The organism is Exiguobacterium sp. PFWT01, from assembly GCF_018255795.1.
Classification (GTDB): domain Bacteria; phylum Bacillota; class Bacilli; order Exiguobacteriales; family Exiguobacteriaceae; genus Exiguobacterium.
The window spans coordinates 961,478-978,664 of record NZ_CP073755.1 but is presented as its reverse complement, the minus strand read 5'-3'; the positions used below and the strand labels follow the sequence as shown (position 1 = coordinate 978,664).

Annotated in this window: 16 protein-coding genes and 1 other annotated feature; of the genes, 6 read left to right on the top strand and 10 right to left on the bottom strand. The window is 47.8% G+C overall.

Annotated elements, in window-relative coordinates:
- Positions 1–42 precede the first annotated feature (42 nt).
- Positions 43–1,431 carry a dipeptidase PepV gene (gene pepV, locus KD909_RS05065; protein ID WP_371744409.1) on the bottom strand — a complete coding sequence of 463 codons (1,389 nt, stop codon included), beginning with the start codon at positions 1,429–1,431 and terminating at the stop codon, positions 43–45.
- 308 nt (positions 1,432–1,739) lie between these two features.
- On the opposite strand from pepV, the gene KD909_RS05060 reads away from it, so the two are divergent.
- Entirely contained in the window at positions 1,740–1,961 is a 222-nt protein-coding gene (locus KD909_RS05060) for a DeoR family transcriptional regulator (RefSeq protein ID WP_012726776.1), read from the top strand.
- Between the two features lie 103 nt (positions 1,962–2,064).
- Positions 2,065–2,691 (top strand): DUF3885 domain-containing protein, encoded by a 627-nt coding sequence (locus tag KD909_RS05055; protein WP_211782576.1) that lies wholly within the window; start codon positions 2,065–2,067, stop codon positions 2,689–2,691.
- Between the two features lie 65 nt (positions 2,692–2,756).
- On the opposite strand, the gene KD909_RS05050 is transcribed toward KD909_RS05055, so the two are convergent.
- The gene (locus KD909_RS05050; RefSeq protein ID WP_211782575.1) at positions 2,757–3,470 is read right to left on the bottom strand and encodes a pseudouridine synthase; all 714 of its coding nucleotides are present in this window, start codon (positions 3,468–3,470) and stop codon (positions 2,757–2,759) included.
- Positions 3,470–5,167 (bottom strand): putative polysaccharide biosynthesis protein, encoded by a 1,698-nt coding sequence (locus KD909_RS05045; RefSeq protein WP_074036450.1) that lies wholly within the window; start codon positions 5,165–5,167, stop codon positions 3,470–3,472. Before KD909_RS05045 ends, KD909_RS05050 begins: the two co-directional genes overlap by 1 nt.
- Positions 5,168–5,310: 143 nt before the next feature.
- Here KD909_RS05045 and KD909_RS05040 point away from each other — a divergent pair, with 143 nt between their 5' ends.
- On the top strand, positions 5,311–6,576 hold the full coding sequence (locus KD909_RS05040) for a BaiN/RdsA family NAD(P)/FAD-dependent oxidoreductase (RefSeq protein ID WP_012726780.1): 1,266 nt from the start codon (positions 5,311–5,313) through the stop codon (positions 6,574–6,576).
- Positions 6,577–6,681: 105 nt separating this feature from the next.
- Here KD909_RS05040 and KD909_RS05035 read toward each other — a convergent pair whose 3' ends face one another.
- The 5 genes from KD909_RS05035 to KD909_RS05015 form a co-directional block, all read right to left on the bottom strand.
- Positions 6,682–7,686 carry a DUF2268 domain-containing putative Zn-dependent protease gene (locus KD909_RS05035; protein WP_249199086.1) on the bottom strand — a complete coding sequence of 335 codons (1,005 nt, stop codon included), beginning with the start codon at positions 7,684–7,686 and terminating at the stop codon, positions 6,682–6,684.
- 150 nt (positions 7,687–7,836) lie between these two features.
- A complete protein-coding gene (locus tag KD909_RS05030) occupies positions 7,837–8,349 on the bottom strand; it encodes a pyrophosphohydrolase domain-containing protein (protein ID WP_211782574.1) in 513 nt (170 codons plus the stop codon).
- A 17-nt stretch (positions 8,350–8,366) separates the two neighbouring features.
- Positions 8,367–9,494, bottom strand: coding sequence for a hypothetical protein (locus tag KD909_RS05025; protein WP_249199085.1), 1,128 nt, complete (start codon positions 9,492–9,494; stop codon positions 8,367–8,369).
- Positions 9,495–9,611: 117 nt separating this feature from the next.
- Positions 9,612–12,017 carry a leucine--tRNA ligase gene (leuS, locus tag KD909_RS05020; RefSeq protein ID WP_211782572.1) on the bottom strand — a complete coding sequence of 802 codons (2,406 nt, stop codon included), beginning with the start codon at positions 12,015–12,017 and terminating at the stop codon, positions 9,612–9,614.
- A gap of 39 nt (positions 12,018–12,056) precedes the next feature.
- Positions 12,057–12,272: a binding site (T-box leader), on the bottom strand.
- Between the two features lie 39 nt (positions 12,273–12,311).
- Entirely contained in the window at positions 12,312–13,502 is a 1,191-nt protein-coding gene (locus KD909_RS05015; RefSeq protein WP_236548930.1) for an MDR family MFS transporter, read from the bottom strand.
- A gap of 178 nt (positions 13,503–13,680) precedes the next feature.
- Between KD909_RS05015 and KD909_RS05010 the strand changes: the two genes are divergently transcribed.
- Entirely contained in the window at positions 13,681–14,655 is a 975-nt protein-coding gene (locus KD909_RS05010) for a tRNA modification radical SAM protein MnmL/YtqA (RefSeq protein WP_211782571.1), read from the top strand.
- The gene (locus KD909_RS05005) at positions 14,609–15,181 is read left to right on the top strand and encodes a tRNA 5-(aminomethyl)-2-thiouridylate-methyltransferase MnmM (protein ID WP_211782570.1); all 573 of its coding nucleotides are present in this window, start codon (positions 14,609–14,611) and stop codon (positions 15,179–15,181) included. Before KD909_RS05010 ends, KD909_RS05005 begins: the two co-directional genes overlap by 47 nt.
- A 31-nt stretch (positions 15,182–15,212) precedes the next feature.
- Here the strand turns inward: KD909_RS05005 and KD909_RS05000 are convergent, their stop codons facing one another.
- Together KD909_RS05000 and KD909_RS04995 are read right to left on the bottom strand one after the other, a co-directional pair.
- The gene (locus KD909_RS05000) at positions 15,213–15,926 is read right to left on the bottom strand and encodes an alpha/beta hydrolase (protein ID WP_012726789.1); all 714 of its coding nucleotides are present in this window, start codon (positions 15,924–15,926) and stop codon (positions 15,213–15,215) included.
- Between the two features lie 88 nt (positions 15,927–16,014).
- On the bottom strand, positions 16,015–16,485 hold the full coding sequence (locus tag KD909_RS04995) for a GNAT family N-acetyltransferase (protein WP_031423078.1): 471 nt from the start codon (positions 16,483–16,485) through the stop codon (positions 16,015–16,017).
- A gap of 165 nt (positions 16,486–16,650) precedes the next feature.
- On the opposite strand from KD909_RS04995, the gene KD909_RS04990 reads away from it, so the two are divergent.
- Positions 16,651–17,157: a hypothetical protein gene (locus tag KD909_RS04990; protein ID WP_211782569.1), complete on the top strand. Its 507-nt coding sequence runs from the start codon at positions 16,651–16,653 to the stop codon at positions 17,155–17,157.
- The last annotated feature ends 30 nt before the right edge of the window (positions 17,158–17,187 follow it).

Below are 17,187 nucleotides of genomic sequence, written 5' to 3'. Positions count from 1 at the left end.
AAGGACAGAGAGCCGACTATACCAGCCAGCTCTCCTTGTTTCTTATTTAGCGAGCTCGTAAATGGCCTCAGCATAGATTGCCGCGGCACGTAATAAATCTTCTATCTCCATATATTCATCGACCTGATGCGCCACATCTTTAGCCCCTGGGAACAATGCACCAAATGCGACACCTGCCTCGAGCGAACGTGCATACGTTCCGCCTCCGATGGCCATCAAGTTTGCATGTTCTCCCGTTTGACGCTCGTACACGCCTGCTAGTGTCTTCACGAGTGGGTGATCTTCTGCCACATGATGAGGCGGCATATGTTGACGGGTCTTCAACTCGAACCCAAATGACAAAGCGATTTCACGTAGGTTTTGTAACCGTTCTTCGAATTTGGCCGTATACGGATAGCGAATGTTGACCGTCGCCGTACGCTCTTCTTCATTGTATCGGAAGACGCCGCCATTAATCGTCAAGTCGCCCGTCTCATCGCTCGCTTCAATCCCGAGAGAAATTCCACGTGAGTCTGCAAACACGTGACGAACGAGTTCAATGAAGCGTTCCCCTTGAATGTCGAGAGGAAGGTGCAACAGGAACCCAGCCAGCACGTACGCAGCATTGATCCCGTTATCCGGTTCCATCGCGTGCGCCGCTTTACCTTTCATCGTGAACGTATATGTGCCACGATCGTATTCACACGTTCCGTCCGCTTCATATTTTTCAAGATAGGCCTCGAACTTTTCCTCGAGTACCTCATCCGTCTTCAATTCGGCTTTCGCGAAGTCGGGCACCATATTCGGACGCTCTCCACTCGTAAACGACACGAGATGGTAGGCAGAGCCTGGTACACGTTGAATCGGTAATTGAGTCAACACACCGTCATACAATCCTTTTTCAGCATTGATGATCGGGAAATCCGCATCTGGCGCAAATCCGTATGTCGGCATCTGTTCTTGTTTGAAATACTCACGGACACAGCGCCATTCGCTCTCCTCATCGCAACCTGCAATCAAACGGACGCGTTTTGAAAGTGGTAAGCCGAGCTCTTTGACGATTCGTAGTCCGTAGTATGCCGCCATAGACGGACCTTTATCATCGTTACTTCCACGCGCCACAATTTTCCCGTCAGTCGTGATGGTCGGATTGAATGCGCCATATGTCCAGCCATCGCCTGCTGGGACAACGTCAAGGTGACATAGAATGCCGACGATTTCCTCACCGTCCCCGTATTCCAAATGTCCCGCGTAACCGCCGACGTCCTTTGTTTTGAACCCATCTCGCTCACCGATTTCAAACATGTAGTCAAGCGCCTGACGAACCTCAGGACCAAACGGCATGTTCGGTGCCGCTTTCGATTCATCGAGCACGCTAGGGATTTGAAGTAATCCTTTCAAATCTTCTAAAAATGCATCTTTACGATTGTCGACTTCCTGTCTCCAATTCATGTTCATCTCCCCTTTTGCGAATGTTCTCTCCCTTACTAGTATATCCAAATGTATGAAAGACGAACATTCATTTAGAAAAGTTTTTTTCGTTCGTGTTTAAGCTTCTTTTCGATGTGAAAAAATAATCTTCATTCGATATTTACGTTCATAATCAAATCTTTACAAACAGATTGTTCGTGCTTTCCACTTGCATTTTTGCTCAAGAGCGGTATACTAAAGGTGTAATTTTAGAAAATAACAATTTTATATTTCATTTTGTCGTCTGTAGGTATGGTTTATCATTATTCTACACATTGGGAGGTTATCCAATGAAAGGCTCAACAGATCGGATGTTAACGCGCATCAAGTCCATTTATTTGTTCATCAATGAAAGGGAATCCGTTACCACTTCAGAACTAGTAGAAGAGTTCGGCATCACGTCACGCACTGTGCAACGTGATTTGAACGTACTTGAGTACAATAACCTTGTGGAGAGCCCTAGCCGTGGCACGTGGACTTCATCAAAACGTTCACTCAAGACGGCAAATTGAATTGTATATGTATATTCAAGAGACCTGGCGTTCAGGTCTCTTTTTTATGAATGAAGGTTTTGTGGTTTTAGATTGTATCAATTGCTTAAGATGAGGTGATGATGTGAAAGAAGAAATAATGAAGTACATAGAGGACAATTTCCCAAACCTATCTGGAGAAGTCCATCTAAGATTCGAACTTGGCGAACCGTATAAAAACGGAACGGATGAGAGAATAGAGCAAGTTGTAAACAGAGTGACTTCATTGTTCGAGGAAGTGTTTCAATCTGATGATTACATCCATATCTTTATCAAGGATTTGAACGAAACAGAGGACATCATGTTCGGGAATACCACTCCCGAATATTTGTATGGTTTATTCATGAAACAACAGATTGAAGAAGAAACGTTATTTGAATTAAATGAAGATATTGACGAAATAACAGGGGAATTTATAGAAATCAAACGTGAATATAAAGCGAAGTTTATATCCTCGCAGATCAAGTCAATCTCTTACGAGAAAATCCTTAGAGGTATAGGAAATTACGAGCAAGGAAGAGAACCTTCGATTGGACAAGCTGTTTACTTTATTAGCATTGAGAAGAACATCATATTTCATATGTACGATGATCGAGGTTGTATCATAAGTTCAAATGAAGTTGAACCACTTGTTCCTTTGTATCACAAATATAACGACTGGTTGGTTGACTATTGGCGTGATGATTTTGATGCCATTTTCAAAAAGATATAATCGAAAAACAGAGCTTTTTATACAAAAAGAGAATCCGTCCCATCAGACAGATTCTCTCATCTTACTCATGATTGAAGAAACAGTTGAACCTCTTCTTCCGTCAACTCGCGATATGCCCCGAGCTCAAGCGTCTCATCGAGTTCTAGCTCCCCGATTTGAACACGCTCCAATCGTTCGACATGTTTGCCGACCGCCGCGACCATTCGTTTCACTTGGTGATATTTCCCCTCAGACAACGTGAGGCGAATGACCGACCGACGTCCGCTCTTGCTCAGTATTTCAAGACGGGCCGGCTTCGTCGTATATCCGTCCTCTAACTCGACCCCATTCGCGAACGTCTTGATATCCTCTACTGTCATCTCCCCGTCGACCTCGGCGATATATACTTTGTCGACGTGCTTGCGAGGTGACATGAGCGCATGATTGAATGCGCCGTCGTTCGTGATGAGGAGCAGTCCCGTCGTATCTTTATCGAGACGACCGACCGGGAAGAGGTCGTAATGGGCATACTCTGGATCAATCAACTCGATGACCGTCGTCTCGACTTGATCTTCCGTCGCACTGATGACCCCTTCCGGCTTATTCATCATGAAATAGATGTAGGGACGATACTCGACCACTTCCCCGAACACCGTGACTTTCTCTGATGCTGGGTCGACGTGCCGTTTCGCATCTTTTACAGGTGTCTCATCGACTCGCACTGCCCCTTGTTTCAATAAGATTTTTACATCTTTTCGTGAACCATATCCCATGTTCGCTAACAACTTATCAATTCGCATTATCCGTTCCTCCGATATTCAAAGCGTTTCCCTAGTAATTTCCCTGCGAGATGGCTCCGCCACCCGAGGTATCCATATACGAGAACACCGATTGTCACTCCCACGATTGTCGCAAAGATGTCGTTCCCCCAACTCGCCTCATCATTCATTGTAACGAGAAGAGAGAGGAAGACGGCAGCGAACATCGCCCCACCCATCAAGAACATCAAGATGGTGCGACGAAGCAGTTGCTTATACGGGAAATGTAGCGTTCGTTGAATCATCCATACCATGAGAATAATGGCCACGATGTATCCAGCGATGGTCGCGTACCCGGCTCCGATTCCGCCGAGCCAATAGACGAGCGGTACGTTCAATGCAAGTTTCGTCAACAGTCCCATCGATGTGGCAAAGATGGTGAAGTACTGACGGTTGATCCCTTGGAGGATCGCAGCCGCAACCGAGTAATAGGCCAAGAAGAATGCACTTGGTGCGTAGTGGAACAAGTATACCCATCCTTCACGGTCACCCGGGAACAAGGTGCCAAACAATGGCTCCGCAAGTGCTACGAGACCAATGACCGCAGGAATCGTCACGAAGAACGAGACTTGGAAAATATGGTTTACTTGATTTCGAACTTTTTGCATGTCCCCTGTCGTGAACGAACGAGTCACAAGCGGAATCGTCGCCATCGATACACTCGCCGCGACAGAGACTGGAATCAACACAATTTTATGGGCGTTCCCGGTCAAGAATCCATAAGCCGATGTTGCTTCAGAAACGGTCGCACCCGTACTGAGCAACGTATTGACCATCGTCAATTGGTCAATCAATTGATAGAGAGGGGTCGATACCCCGACCATCACGATTGGAATCGAATAGCTAAGCAATTCGAGCAACAACGATTTCATCGAGCGGACCGGTGTGCCCGCCGGATTTTCTGTCTGACGATGAATGTCCTTTCGACGTTTCCAATACATGATGAGCACGGCGAAACTACCGATTGCCCCGATGAACGCACTGAACGTCGCAATCGTGACGGCAATGACTTTCAATCCATTCAATTCAGTCGTTTCAACAGATTGCGTCCCTCCGAGGGCATTGGCAATCGGTTGAATGAAGTTTGAATCCGCAAAGACGAACAAGACGAGCATCGTTCCACTGAGGAGGAACAGGATGCGTACAATCTGTTCGACCACTTGTGAGATTGCCGTCGGTGCCATGTCTTGATGTCCCTGGAAATAACCACGTACCATACTCATCGCCGGGATGAGCAGTAAGGCAAAACTGACGCTTCGTGTCACGAGGGTGAGCGAGTCAATGTATTGCTGATTGTTCTCTGAGTTTCGGACCATCAGTTCGGATAACCATGGTGCCGCAAAAAAGAGTAATAAAAAAGCGACGACACCGGTCGCAAGCATCAGCTTCATCCCTTGTCGGAACAGTCGTTGACTTGTCCCGTATTCTCCTAGTGCATTATATTTTGCGATAAATTTCGAAACGGCAACGGGAATCCCTGCCGTCGAAATGGAGATCATGATCGCATAATACGTATATGCTGCTTGATACAACGTCACTCCGGCAATCCCGACCATCGCTTGGAACGGGAACGTGTACAGTAGTCCTAACATTCGAGAAATCAAGTTTCCCGCTGATAAAAGAAGCGTTCCTTTGACGAAGGAGGCTCTTCCAGAATCTTGTTTGGCGCTTGATGACATGAGGTACCTCCATCTATAAATCAACGATTTCAATGAATTCGGTTTTACAAAACAACCGCTTCTCATTATACTCTTACTGTTACGGATAATAAAGTTACGATAATTTTACTAATCATATAGATGAAGAAATGAGGAGATACCCTATGAAAGATGTCATCGTCATCGGTGGAGGGCCGAGCGGGCTCATGGCAACGTATGCAGCGGCAAAAAGTGGCGCTTCGACCTTGCTGATTGATAAAGGTTCAAAACTTGGTCGGAAATTGGCCATTTCAGGTGGTGGACGTTGTAACGTCACGAACCGAAAACCAATCGATGAATTGATTCAGTTCATCCCAGGCAATGGTCGTTTCTTATACAGCGCCCTTGCTCAGTTCGACAACCAATCGATCATCGACCTGTTCACAGGATTCGGCATCCCGCTGAAAGAAGAGGACAACGGGCGCATGTTTCCTGTGACGGATAAGGCACAGGATGTGGTCAACACGTTGCTTCGGGCGATTGAAGACCTCGGCGTTGAGATTCGAAAAAAAGCTGAAGTTAAAACGCTACATTTTAATGAAGAAAACGAGTTTCACGCGGTCGAGCTGATGGACGGAGAAATGATTGAAGCGAAAGCTTGCGTCGTCGCGGTCGGCGGTCAGTCTGTCCCGCACACCGGTTCGACCGGGGACGGCTATCCATGGGCAGAGAAGGCAGGACATACCATCACGGAACTCTTCCCGACAGAAGTACCGATCAAGTTGAACGATTCGTTCATCGGAACAAAACAACTTCAAGGACTATCGTTACGTGACGTCGCGTTGACGGTACACGGCAAAAAAGGAAAAGCCATCAAGACGCACCAAGGCGACATGATCTTTACCCATTTCGGGATCTCGGGTCCAATCGCGCTGCGTTGCAGTCAATATACGATCAAAGAACGGAAGCGCAGCAAAGAACAGGTCGTCCTCATGTCACTCGACTTCTTCCCGGACACGTCACGAGATGCGCTCGTCCAGGAACTGTGGAACCAAGTACAGAGCCAACCGAAGCGTGCCGTTAAAAACGTATGGAAAGGCTACATCCCCGAGCGACTTCTTGACTTATTGCTCGAAGAACTCGCATTTGGAGAAGAAGACGCGAGTCAGTTGAAGAAGCAATCCGTCATCGACTTCGCATCGCGTCTAAAAATGTTCGAGATGCACGCCGTCGGGACACTCGACTTTGACAAAGCGTTCGTCACAGGTGGCGGCGTTTCGGTTAAAGAAGTTGCGCCACAGACGATGATGTCAAAGAAAGCACCAGGCCTTTTCTTTGCAGGTGAAGTACTCGACATTCATGGATACACAGGTGGCTACAACATCACGGCCGCCTTCACAACGGGACATTGTGCCGGATCGCACGCAGCCGAACTGGCGACAGAGCGGTAAAAGGTTCGGTCTAACGTATTGGCTACGTATTATTATGTTCACTAACAATCAAAAGGCTTGATCCTGTCTCATTCAGGACCAAGCCTTTTTTACATTCTTTTCAACTTAATTTTCCAATTCCATCACATTTCGATACTTGTACTCTTCTAGAATTTCATGACCTTCTTTGAACGTCCATTCGGGAATCGACAGCTCTGGGTGCGCCGTCAAATAGTCATGGAGCACATCCCTCCCTAGAATATAGTTACTCCAACGTGGCATATCTTTTTGATAATTACCGACTACAAAATCGGTGTGGGACGTTTCATAATCATTCACTCGGCTCGCGATATGTTCCATGGTCGCATCATCGATTGGTGCATACCATGGTGGAATTACCCCTTTGACAATGCGGTCGGCAAACGTATCGGCTTTCCCTTCAATGATGACAGAATCAAGAATTGTATTAAGACGGAACTCAGGTTGATCATAAAGAATCAGATGATGATACTCATGAGCCGTCGAATGGGCTAGCACACCTTTGTCAAAATCTGTATCGAGAAACAAGATGAAGGTATCATTATAGGCTTGGCCGGCCACACCTTCCAACGCTTCACTATCGTAGAAGAATTCAGGATTGTAAGGGGCAACAAACACCATACCCTTCTTTTTAGGGAGAATTTGATTTGAATCTGCGTATGTCGATGCAATAATCTCTTTAATCTCGTCATGCTGCTCGATTAATGCGTCCAACTGCTTCAGCAATTGTTGCTTATGAGGAGTCGGCTTTAGTAAAAAATTTGTTTTGATGAGGGATGTATCGATATTTTCTTCCTCTCCGACCTCTCCTATGTAATCTAGTACGTATTTTTTGAAGTTTTGTTTGTTCTCCTCCGCATCGGTTGATTCAAGGGATGCGTTCAAATATTGTTGGTATTGGGTGTAAAGTGGAACGATTGTCAATTCATTCTCTTCGTTGATTTTTATCGTTTCGATTGAAACGTCAGGCTTAGACGTTTTAGATTCTGACGTTTTTTCATCATTGCTACATGATGCTAATAGAAGTGCTGAACTTACACATAGAATACCGAGTACTTTTTTCAGTTGAACGACCTCCATCTCAATGATCAATATTCCTCGCTTGCTTACTTATGTTAAATTATACCATAAATTACTCTTATGACCTTTCCGATACCCTCTAATAACATGATGACGTCACGATCATCACAACAAAAAAAAACAGCTTGAACCCTTTCTAATGAGGTTTCAAGCCGTTTGTGATTATTCTTTCCCTGCAATTTGACGACGCACTTCTTTTTCGAGCTCCGGCTCCGGTGGCATCCATCCTTCAGGTTTCATAACTTTATTGTCCGACTCGCGTAAAATCGGCTTCCCGTCCGGTCCAAGTTTCGCCATATTGGCACGCTGGACAATTTCAAACAACGGAACGGGATCGAGTCCGAGTTCAACGAAACTGCCCATCACAAAATATAACGCGTCCGTTAACGCATCCCCTTGTCCGACGAGACGTTCCACATCATCCGATGGCGGTGAGTCTTGTAATGATTTTTGGACCGCTTTTTGGAAGCCTTCTTGGAATTGCTCGATGGCTTGTAAAAACTCTTCTTCCGATTGCGAGGATTGATGCAAAAACTCGACGACCGCTTCCTCTGCCGTCCAAACCGAGCGTTTTGTCGCACGATCAAGCGTCAACGGTTGCGGCGATTTTGCTCCTGGATGTCCAAAAGTTTCATGAAATTGTTTCACTTCTTCAAAAAAATAACGCTTGCTCATCTGTCATTCCCCCATGATCAGTCCACGGACACGAAAGCATCCAAATCGAATACTTCCGGGTGGACGATTGCAAAGATTTCATTGTCTTGTAAAAACATACCGGTCGAGTCATATACGCGAGGCGTCACCATCTGACCGTTGATGGTACTTTCTTCCGGGTTGACTGTGTAGAGGACGAGCTCTTCTGAGTCGAGCACGTAGATGCGTCCTTGTCTCTCGACAAGGCCGACTCCTTCGAATCGCTCAAACTTTTGTTGGATGGAAGCACTCATCCCGTCAGCAGACAACGCTTGGCGTGTATCAAGCATCCATTCGGTCTCGGGCTCTTGTTTCTCTTCTTCCGCTTCTTGTTCGTTCGACTCATTGTCAGGCGCGTCTTCAGTTGCAGCCGTTTCGCTCGAGGCGTCGTCATTCGTCGAGACGTTCTCTGTCGTTGTGTCTTCCGATGATTCTTCTGTTTTTGGAGTAGCCGTGTCAGCATCAGTTGACGCTTCTGATGATTTGTCATCGGCTGGAGTCTTCGGTTCGATCTCCCGTTCTTCGATATAAAGGAGCTCAAGGTCCGGTGTATCCGCCAAGCGATTCATCATGAACAGACGTTTCGTTTCCCGGTCATAGCCAAGACCAAAGATTCGGTCTTCCGACACGAGTCCTTTGATTTGTTTACGTGGTCTCTCGACCCAGCGTCCTTCTTCTCGCTCGATTGTAATGAGCGTACCGTTCGCTGTCACCGCATACACAAGATCTTCTTCGACCATGCGCATCCCGATAAAATCATCGAGGCGCTGTTTCCCTGAATTCTCAAGTTGAAGCACCGAGTTGACGCGCGTTCCGTTTCCACTCACTTCAAAAAATTCAGCTTGTTCGGTTAAGACCAAATACGCCCCGATTGTGTCACTGTAGTACACTTCATCGATTTGACTGATTTGTTCGAGGGCATCGGTCGTATCGATATCTTCATCATCCTGCGCCGCTTCCACGGGTGGAAGGGATGCCGTTTGATGACTCGTTTGAATATCAATTTTTTCAAATGTCGAGGCGACCTGTCGTTGAATCTCTTCATCTGAAAAGACAAAAACATAACAAAGGATCACACCGACCACGACGGCACATAGTGTCGTGTATAGCACATAAGAACGTTTCATGGACATGTCGTCCCCTTCTACTTCAGTATCGCCCTTTAGTGTATCAAAACCGTCCATAAAAGAAAATGACCTCACCAAAAAGAAAAGAATGTGCGACAATGTCACACATTCTTTTTGTTACCCCACTACAATATTGACGAGTTTTCCAGGAACGACAATGACTTTACGAACCGTCTTGCCTTCTGTGAACTCTTGGACACGCTCGTTCCCGAGTGCTTCCGCTTCAAGTGCTTCTTTTGATGCGTCACGCGAGACATGCATTTTCGCACGAAGTTTCCCGTTCACCTGGATGACGACTTCAATCGTGTCGCTCACAAGTTTTGACTCATCGTATGTCGGCCAAGCCGCATACGTCAACTCTTCCGTCATGTCCATCTTCTCCCACAACTCTTCAGACAAGTGTGGCGCGACTGGTGAAAGCATCTTGATGAAGTCGACCATTTGCGATTTCGGCAACGTCTCTTGTTTGTTCGCTTCATTGACGAAGACCATCAACTGCGAGATCGCCGTGTTGAAGCGAAGGGCTTCGTAATCCTCCGTGACTTTTTTCACCGTCTGATGATACGTGCGTTCAAAGTCGGCAGTCGGTGCCACGTCTGCGAAGTTCGTCTGATCGAACAAACGCCAGACGCGGTCGAGGAAGCGACGTGCCCCGTCAAGACCATTCGTCGACCATGCGATGGCCGCATCAAGTGGTCCCATGAACATTTCGTAAAGACGAAGTGTATCGGCTCCGTGCGACTTCACGATATCATCCGGGTTGACAACGTTCCCACGAGATTTTGACATCTTCTCATTGTTCTCACCGAGGATCATCCCTTGGTTGTAGAGTTTTTGGAACGGTTCGCTCGTCGGGACGACACCGATATCAAAGAGGACTTTATGCCAGAAACGTGCGTAGAGCAAGTGAAGAACGGCATGCTCCGTACCCCCGATATACAAGTCGACTGGAAGCCAACGCTTGAGTTTCTCAGGATCCGCGATCATCTCTTCGTTATCTGGATCGATGTAACGGATGTAGTACCAGCAGCTACCTGCCCATTGTGGCATCGTGTTCGTCTCGCGACGACCTTTTTCCCCTGTGACCGGATCTGTGTACGTCAACCACTCTTCTGCGTTCGCAAGTGGCGACTCACCTGTACCAGATGGTTTGATTTCATCGATGATCGGAAGTTCGAGCGGAAGCTCTTCGACCGGTACCGTCTTCATCGTTCCGTCTTCCATGTGGACGACCGGAATCGGCTCGCCCCAGTAACGTTGACGGCTGAACAACCAGTCACGAAGACGGTATGTCGTCTTCGCACGCCCTGTGCCACTAGCTTCGAGCTCTTCAATGATCGTCTTGATGGCATCGACTTTATTAAGTCCGTTCAAGCTACCAGAGTTGACGTGCTCACCGTCTTCGACGTAAGCCGCCTCTTCCACGTTTCCGCCTTTAACGACTTCACGGATCGGGAGGTTGAACGTTTTCGCAAACTCATAATCGCGCTCATCGTGTCCAGGAACAGCCATGACTGCACCTGTCCCATATGTCGAGAGAACGTAGTCCGCTGTCCAAATCGGAAGTTTCTCGCCGTTCACCGGGTTGATCGCATATGCGCCCGTGAAGACACCCGTCTTCTCTTTGGCGAGATCTGTACGCTCAAGGTCCGTCTTCTTCGAGACTTCTTCAATGTATGCTTCGACTGGCGTCGATTGTTCCGGTGTCGTGATCACTTTCGTGAACGGATGCTCTGGTGCGAGTGTTACGTATGTCGCCCCGTGAAGCGTATCTGGACGTGTTGTGAATACCGTGACGATCTTATCGTGACCATCGACTTTAAAGTCGACCTCGGCACCGACTGATTTGCCGATCCAGTTGCGTTGCATCTCTTTCACGCTCTCAGGCCAATCGAGACCTTCCAAATCTTCAAGCAAACGCTCTGCGTATTCCGTGATACGAAGCACCCACTGCTTCATTGGGACACGGTAGACCGGGTGGTTCCCACGCTCTGACAACCCATCGATGACTTCCTCGTTCGCAAGGACTGTACCGAGAGCCGGGCACCAGTTGACCGCAACTTCATCGACGTATGCAAGGCCACGTTCGAAGAGTTGCGTGAAGATCCACTGCGTCCATTTATAGTATTTCGGGTCCGTCGTGCTAATTTCACGGTCCCAATCGTATGAGAATCCGAGTTCTTTCAACTGACGGCGGAACGTCTCGATGTTACGCGCTGTGAATTCACGCGGGTCGTTCCCTGTGTCGAGTGCATATTGCTCGGCAGGAAGACCGAACGCATCCCAGCCAATCGGGTGAAGGACGTTATATCCTTGCATCCGTTTCATACGAGCGATGATATCCGTCGCCGTGTAACCTTCCGGGTGACCAACGTGAAGACCTGCACCGGATGGGTACGGGAACATATCAAGGACGTAGAAACAATCCTTCTCCGGGTCTTCTGTCGTTTTAAATGCTTCTTTCTCTTCCCAAAGCTTTTGCCACTTCGGCTCGATTTCTTGATGTTTAAAATAGCTCAACATTCTTCCTCCTCTGCATAATAAAAAGCCTTCCGTCCCCGAAAATGGGACGAAAGGCTTGAAAGCTCTCCGCGGTACCACCCATGTTGCATTGCTGCCACTTGAGACGCCGATAACGAGGCGTAACCCCGGTTTTCCCTACTCGTTTCAGGAAAACAGCTCCAAGGCGAGTTCACAACATCCGCTTATCGATTCACACCATCCATCGACTCTCTTTGAAACGGAACGTTCGCTACTAATCCTCTTCAACGCTTGCTATTCATCGTAGTCTATTTTAGCCCATTCTGAAATTCAACGTCAACTTGATTTTTCTGTGACACGAATGTCTTTCATGATGACAAATAGCGTTAAGGCCAACGTAGCAAGTAGTAGAAGCATGCCGAAGACTGCTGTAATGCCGAACATGTCATAGACAAAACCAGACAACGTCGGTCCAATCATCCGACCGACGGATGCTGCGATATTGACGAGCCCTTGGTATTGTCCAGCTTTCCCAGGAGGGGCGAGTTTCGCCGCAATCGTCGGAACTGCCGGCCAGACAAACATCTCCCCGATGGTCATGACGACCATCGCGACCATGAACATCCCGAACCCACCAGCGAATGGTACAATCAAGAACGCGCCGAGGAAAATGGATGCCCCGATGATCAGTTGACGTTTTAAGTCGTCCTCAAACTGTCGTAAGACACGATTGAGCAACGGTTGTGCGAAGACGATCATCGCCCCGTTCACTGTCCAAAGGAGTGAGTATTGACTGATTGTGACACCGAGATCTTTCGAGTGAACGGCAATCGTCCCCTGCCATTGAACATACACGAACCAAAGCACCGCATAACCGACGGCTACATACCACATCGATTTCATCGTCGCACTCGATAGTGTCGTGGCTGCCGCTTCGAGTTGCGACTGAACGACAGGACGTGCCGGATTTTTCAAATAACGCAGTCCAAACAAGAGCACTACGACAAATAAGACCGATAAGAAGAAGTTCGCATAAAAAATCCACTCGATGTTAAATCGAGCGATTTGACCACTCATTGCCGTACCGAGGGCGACCCCCACGTTTTGCGCGACGTAAATCGCATTGAACGAACGGCGTCCCCCTTCTGGCCAAATGAGACCCGCAAACGCATATACGGTCGGAAAGACGAGTCCACCTGAAAGACCGATCAATCCGAGCCATACGAGATAGCCGAAGAACGTGGCATGAAACAGTAAAAATCCAAGCGAGCTCGCGAGCAAGAGACCGACAGAAATCATCAGCGTCGTCTTCCCACCGATTCGATCGAATAGTGTCCCTCCGATGTAGTTCCCGACGATCGCGAGTGCCGAGTTAACAAGAAGCGCCACCCCGGCAAGCGTCATCGACTCACCTAAAAAATCATGAATATACAGTGTGTTAAACGGCCATAAAAAAGACGCCGCCGTTGTATTGAGCGCCATCGCAATGACTAAAATCCATACCGAAATTGGCATTTTATTGTTCACACCAAGTCCTCCTTTCATTCTTCTTTCACATCAAAAAAATCGGCACAAAAAGGCCGAATCGACAAGATTTCCTTATCAAACCTAAACGAACGCCAACGAAGTGTCAAGAAAAATTACTTATTATGAAGTTTTGTCATTTTCCGTTTGTGATAGGATGAGCAAGGAAGGAGAGATGAACATGAATCCATTTGGTCAAAATCGTTACCATACATTAAATGAGGCGTATCGACGAGAGTACGGGGGCAAGGTGTTTAAAGTGCCACTTGATGGCGGCTTCACGTGTCCGAACCGTGACGGACGTGTCTCAAAAGGCGGATGCACCTTCTGTTCGGACGACGGAAGTGGTGATTTCGCGGGAAATGCTTGCGATCCGATTCCCGTTCAATTTGCAGAAGTGAAGGCTCGTCTCCACCGGAAGTGGAAAAATGCCAATTATATTGCTTATTTCCAAGCGTTTAGTAACACGTATGCACCAGTCGAGCGGTTACGTGAATTGTATGAACCGGCATTAAAAGAGGATGGGGTCGTCGGTCTCTCGATTGCGACACGTCCTGACTGCTTACCGGACGACGTCGTCGCCTATTTAGCAGAGTTGAATGAACGGACGTCCCTTTGGGTGGAGCTCGGTCTTCAGACCGTACATGACACGACCGCTAAAAAGATCAATCGTGGGCACGACTATCAATCGTTTTTGACCGGTCTTGCGAAACTTCGCCGTCACAATATTCGTGTCTGCGTTCATATCATCAATGGTCTCCCAGGTGAGACACCAGAGATGATGCTCGACACGGCACGAGAAGTTGCTAAAATGGACATACAAGGAATCAAGATCCACTTACTTCACGTCTTGAAACATACACCGCTCGCCCGTCAATATGAGAAAGGACTGCTCGACTTGATGGAGGAAGACACTTACGTCTCCCTCGTCTGCGATCAACTCGAACGAATTCCTCCCGAGGTGATTGTCCATCGTTTGACAGGAGACGGTCCACCCGACCTCTTGATCGGTCCGTTATGGAGCCGTCACAAAATGCAGGTGCTTAACAAGATTCGTGCGGAATTGGAGCGCCGGGATTCTTTCCAAGGAAAAAAGAAGGATGAGATCTATGGGATTAATGAGAGTACTACCTTTTGCAAAACAATTACTACATGACCATATCGAGGAAGGTCAGGTCTCCATCGATATGACAGCCGGGAACGGACACGATACGTTGTTTCTAGCGAATGCCGTAGGCGAGACAGGACATGTCTATGCCTTTGATATCCAATCAGAAGCTGTAGCAGCCACAAAGGCGCGGGTTGAAGAAGCGGGTGTCAGTAATCGGGTGACCGTGATTCATGATAGTCATGATACGGTCCAAGCGGTCGTTGAAAAGGAAGCGCGTCCGATCACCGCGGCCGTCTTCAACTTAGGGTATTTACCGGGAAGCGACAAATCCATCACGACACACGGAAATACGACGATTGCTGCATTATCCCAACTATTAGACGTCATGGCCGTCGGTGGCGTCATCGTCATCGTGATTTACCATGGACATGAAAGTGGGAAAGTCGAACGAGACGAGGTGCTCCGTTATGTAGAGTCCCTCGATCAAAAGCAGGCGGGTGTCCTGCGTTATGGATTTATCAACCAAGTCAATCATCCCCCATTCATCGTGGCGATTGAAAAACGTGCATAAGAAAAAGGCGGCTCACTAGAGTCGCCTTCTGTCATTCTTGAATCAATTCATAAAACGTCATGAGGGTTTCCGCGAATTTCGTGTTTAATCGTTCGTAACCGAAGTGTGGGAATCCTTCCAATCGACGGATATACACTTGATCCCCACCGATTTTCCGACAAACATTCAACGTCAACTTCACGTCCGCGAACTGGTCGTCTGGTGCATAGAAACAGGCGAGCGGAAGGCGTGGCAGATGCTTCTTCTCTTCCTGATGCTCGACGATTTCCTCTTCGATTTCTCGATATTGCGCATACGTGATTTCTCCGAATCGGGACGACTCGTCTCCCCCGCCGGTGAATGTCATCATCCCGAGTGGCAAGTCAGGGCGAAAACGGTCGACAGCACTTGCGACGACTTGTTTCAATCCACCGATTTGACGAGTGGCATGCCAATCAAACAATGGGGAGATGTATGTGAGACTCCCGAGTGGCACATCGTACTCCTGCAAAAGGCGATTCGTTAAGAGTGCGCCAAGGCTGAATGCCACGACATGAATCGGTAATTTATATTCCCCTGCCTCGCGCAACGCTCGCTTGATCAGTTGCTTATGGTCACCTGCCGTCAATCCAATCGATTGATCGCGGACGACGATGACTTCGTACTCGTCTTCGAGCCGTCGAATAAAGTTCTCGCTGATCCGTGACGTGAATTGTAACGGATACACGATGACGATGACTCCTTTTCGTGCTTCTTCATTTGCCATACTGCCGTCACCTCGTTTATAGACTACATTCATTGTATCAAAAAAACATCAGCCGCAACTGATGTTTGAATAAAATCCGTCTGGAGGCTTAGCTCGGGTCAAATCGTAAATGAATGAGTTCCATCGGACGATCATATACCTCTTCCTGGATACGATTCACTTCTTTGAAAGATTGATGTAAGAGGAAGGCAATCGCTTGATCATTCGAGTTTTCAACGTACACTTCCATCGGTTGTTCTTTTGTCGATTGAAGGTGGGCCAGAAAGGCTGCGCCGTAGCCGTTTCGATGATAATCGGGGTGCAGATAGAGGCGGAGCATCTCCCACATGTCACCGCGATCGATGGCATGACAAAATCCGATGACCTCTTCTTCATATTCGCCAACGATAAAATACTGTTCTCGTGCTTCTTCACTTGAACTGATTGCTCGTACAATCTCTTCTTGCCGATATGCGCGTTCCATCGCTCTCGTTCGATTGGAATCATCCTGTGATATGGTCGCCAGCGCGATGTTCCGAATCAGCGTCGCATCTTCTGGCACTGCTTCCCTCATGTTCATGACAGCTTCCCCCTTTTGGCCAATCTATTTGTATCATTCCCTATCCCAATGTTTTTATCCTGCTCCTTCATTTCTTTTTCATGACGATTCATCAGAAAACGTTACGTTGCCATTTCTCTAGGGTATAACACAAGCAATGCCAATCAAACGAAGGAGTGGAACCGTATGGAACCTAGACAAGAACATGATCCGAAAGTAGAACAGACAGCCAACCCGAACCGTCAATTTGATCAATTGGACGGGGGAAGTCCAAAGATCAGTGTCGTGACCGGGATGTTGCTCGGTGCACTCGTCGGCGGTCTACTCGCCTTACTTAGCTCCTCAAACCGGGAGCAGACAAGACAATCCCTATCGAATGCGAAATCATCGGTCGGGGGCATCGTCAACGAAGTGAAACAAGATCCTGCCGGCAAGGCGTCTCAAGTCATTGAGCAAGTGAAGTCGGCCTCGACAAAGATTCAAGAAGTCTCCACAGACGTCCAAAACGTATACGAAAAAGTCGTCGGGGAAGTCGATACCGTGAAAGAGGACGTCACTAAAATCGTCGAGACGGCTCAAGAGGCCAAGTCAGACTTACAGGACATCGGGGAGAAAGTCGTCGAAGCGAAGGATACAGCGCTCGGACAAGATCAAACAACCGATTCGAACAAACAGACACCTCCGACAACGTAAAAAAAACGACCTTTCCGCGGAAAGGTCGTT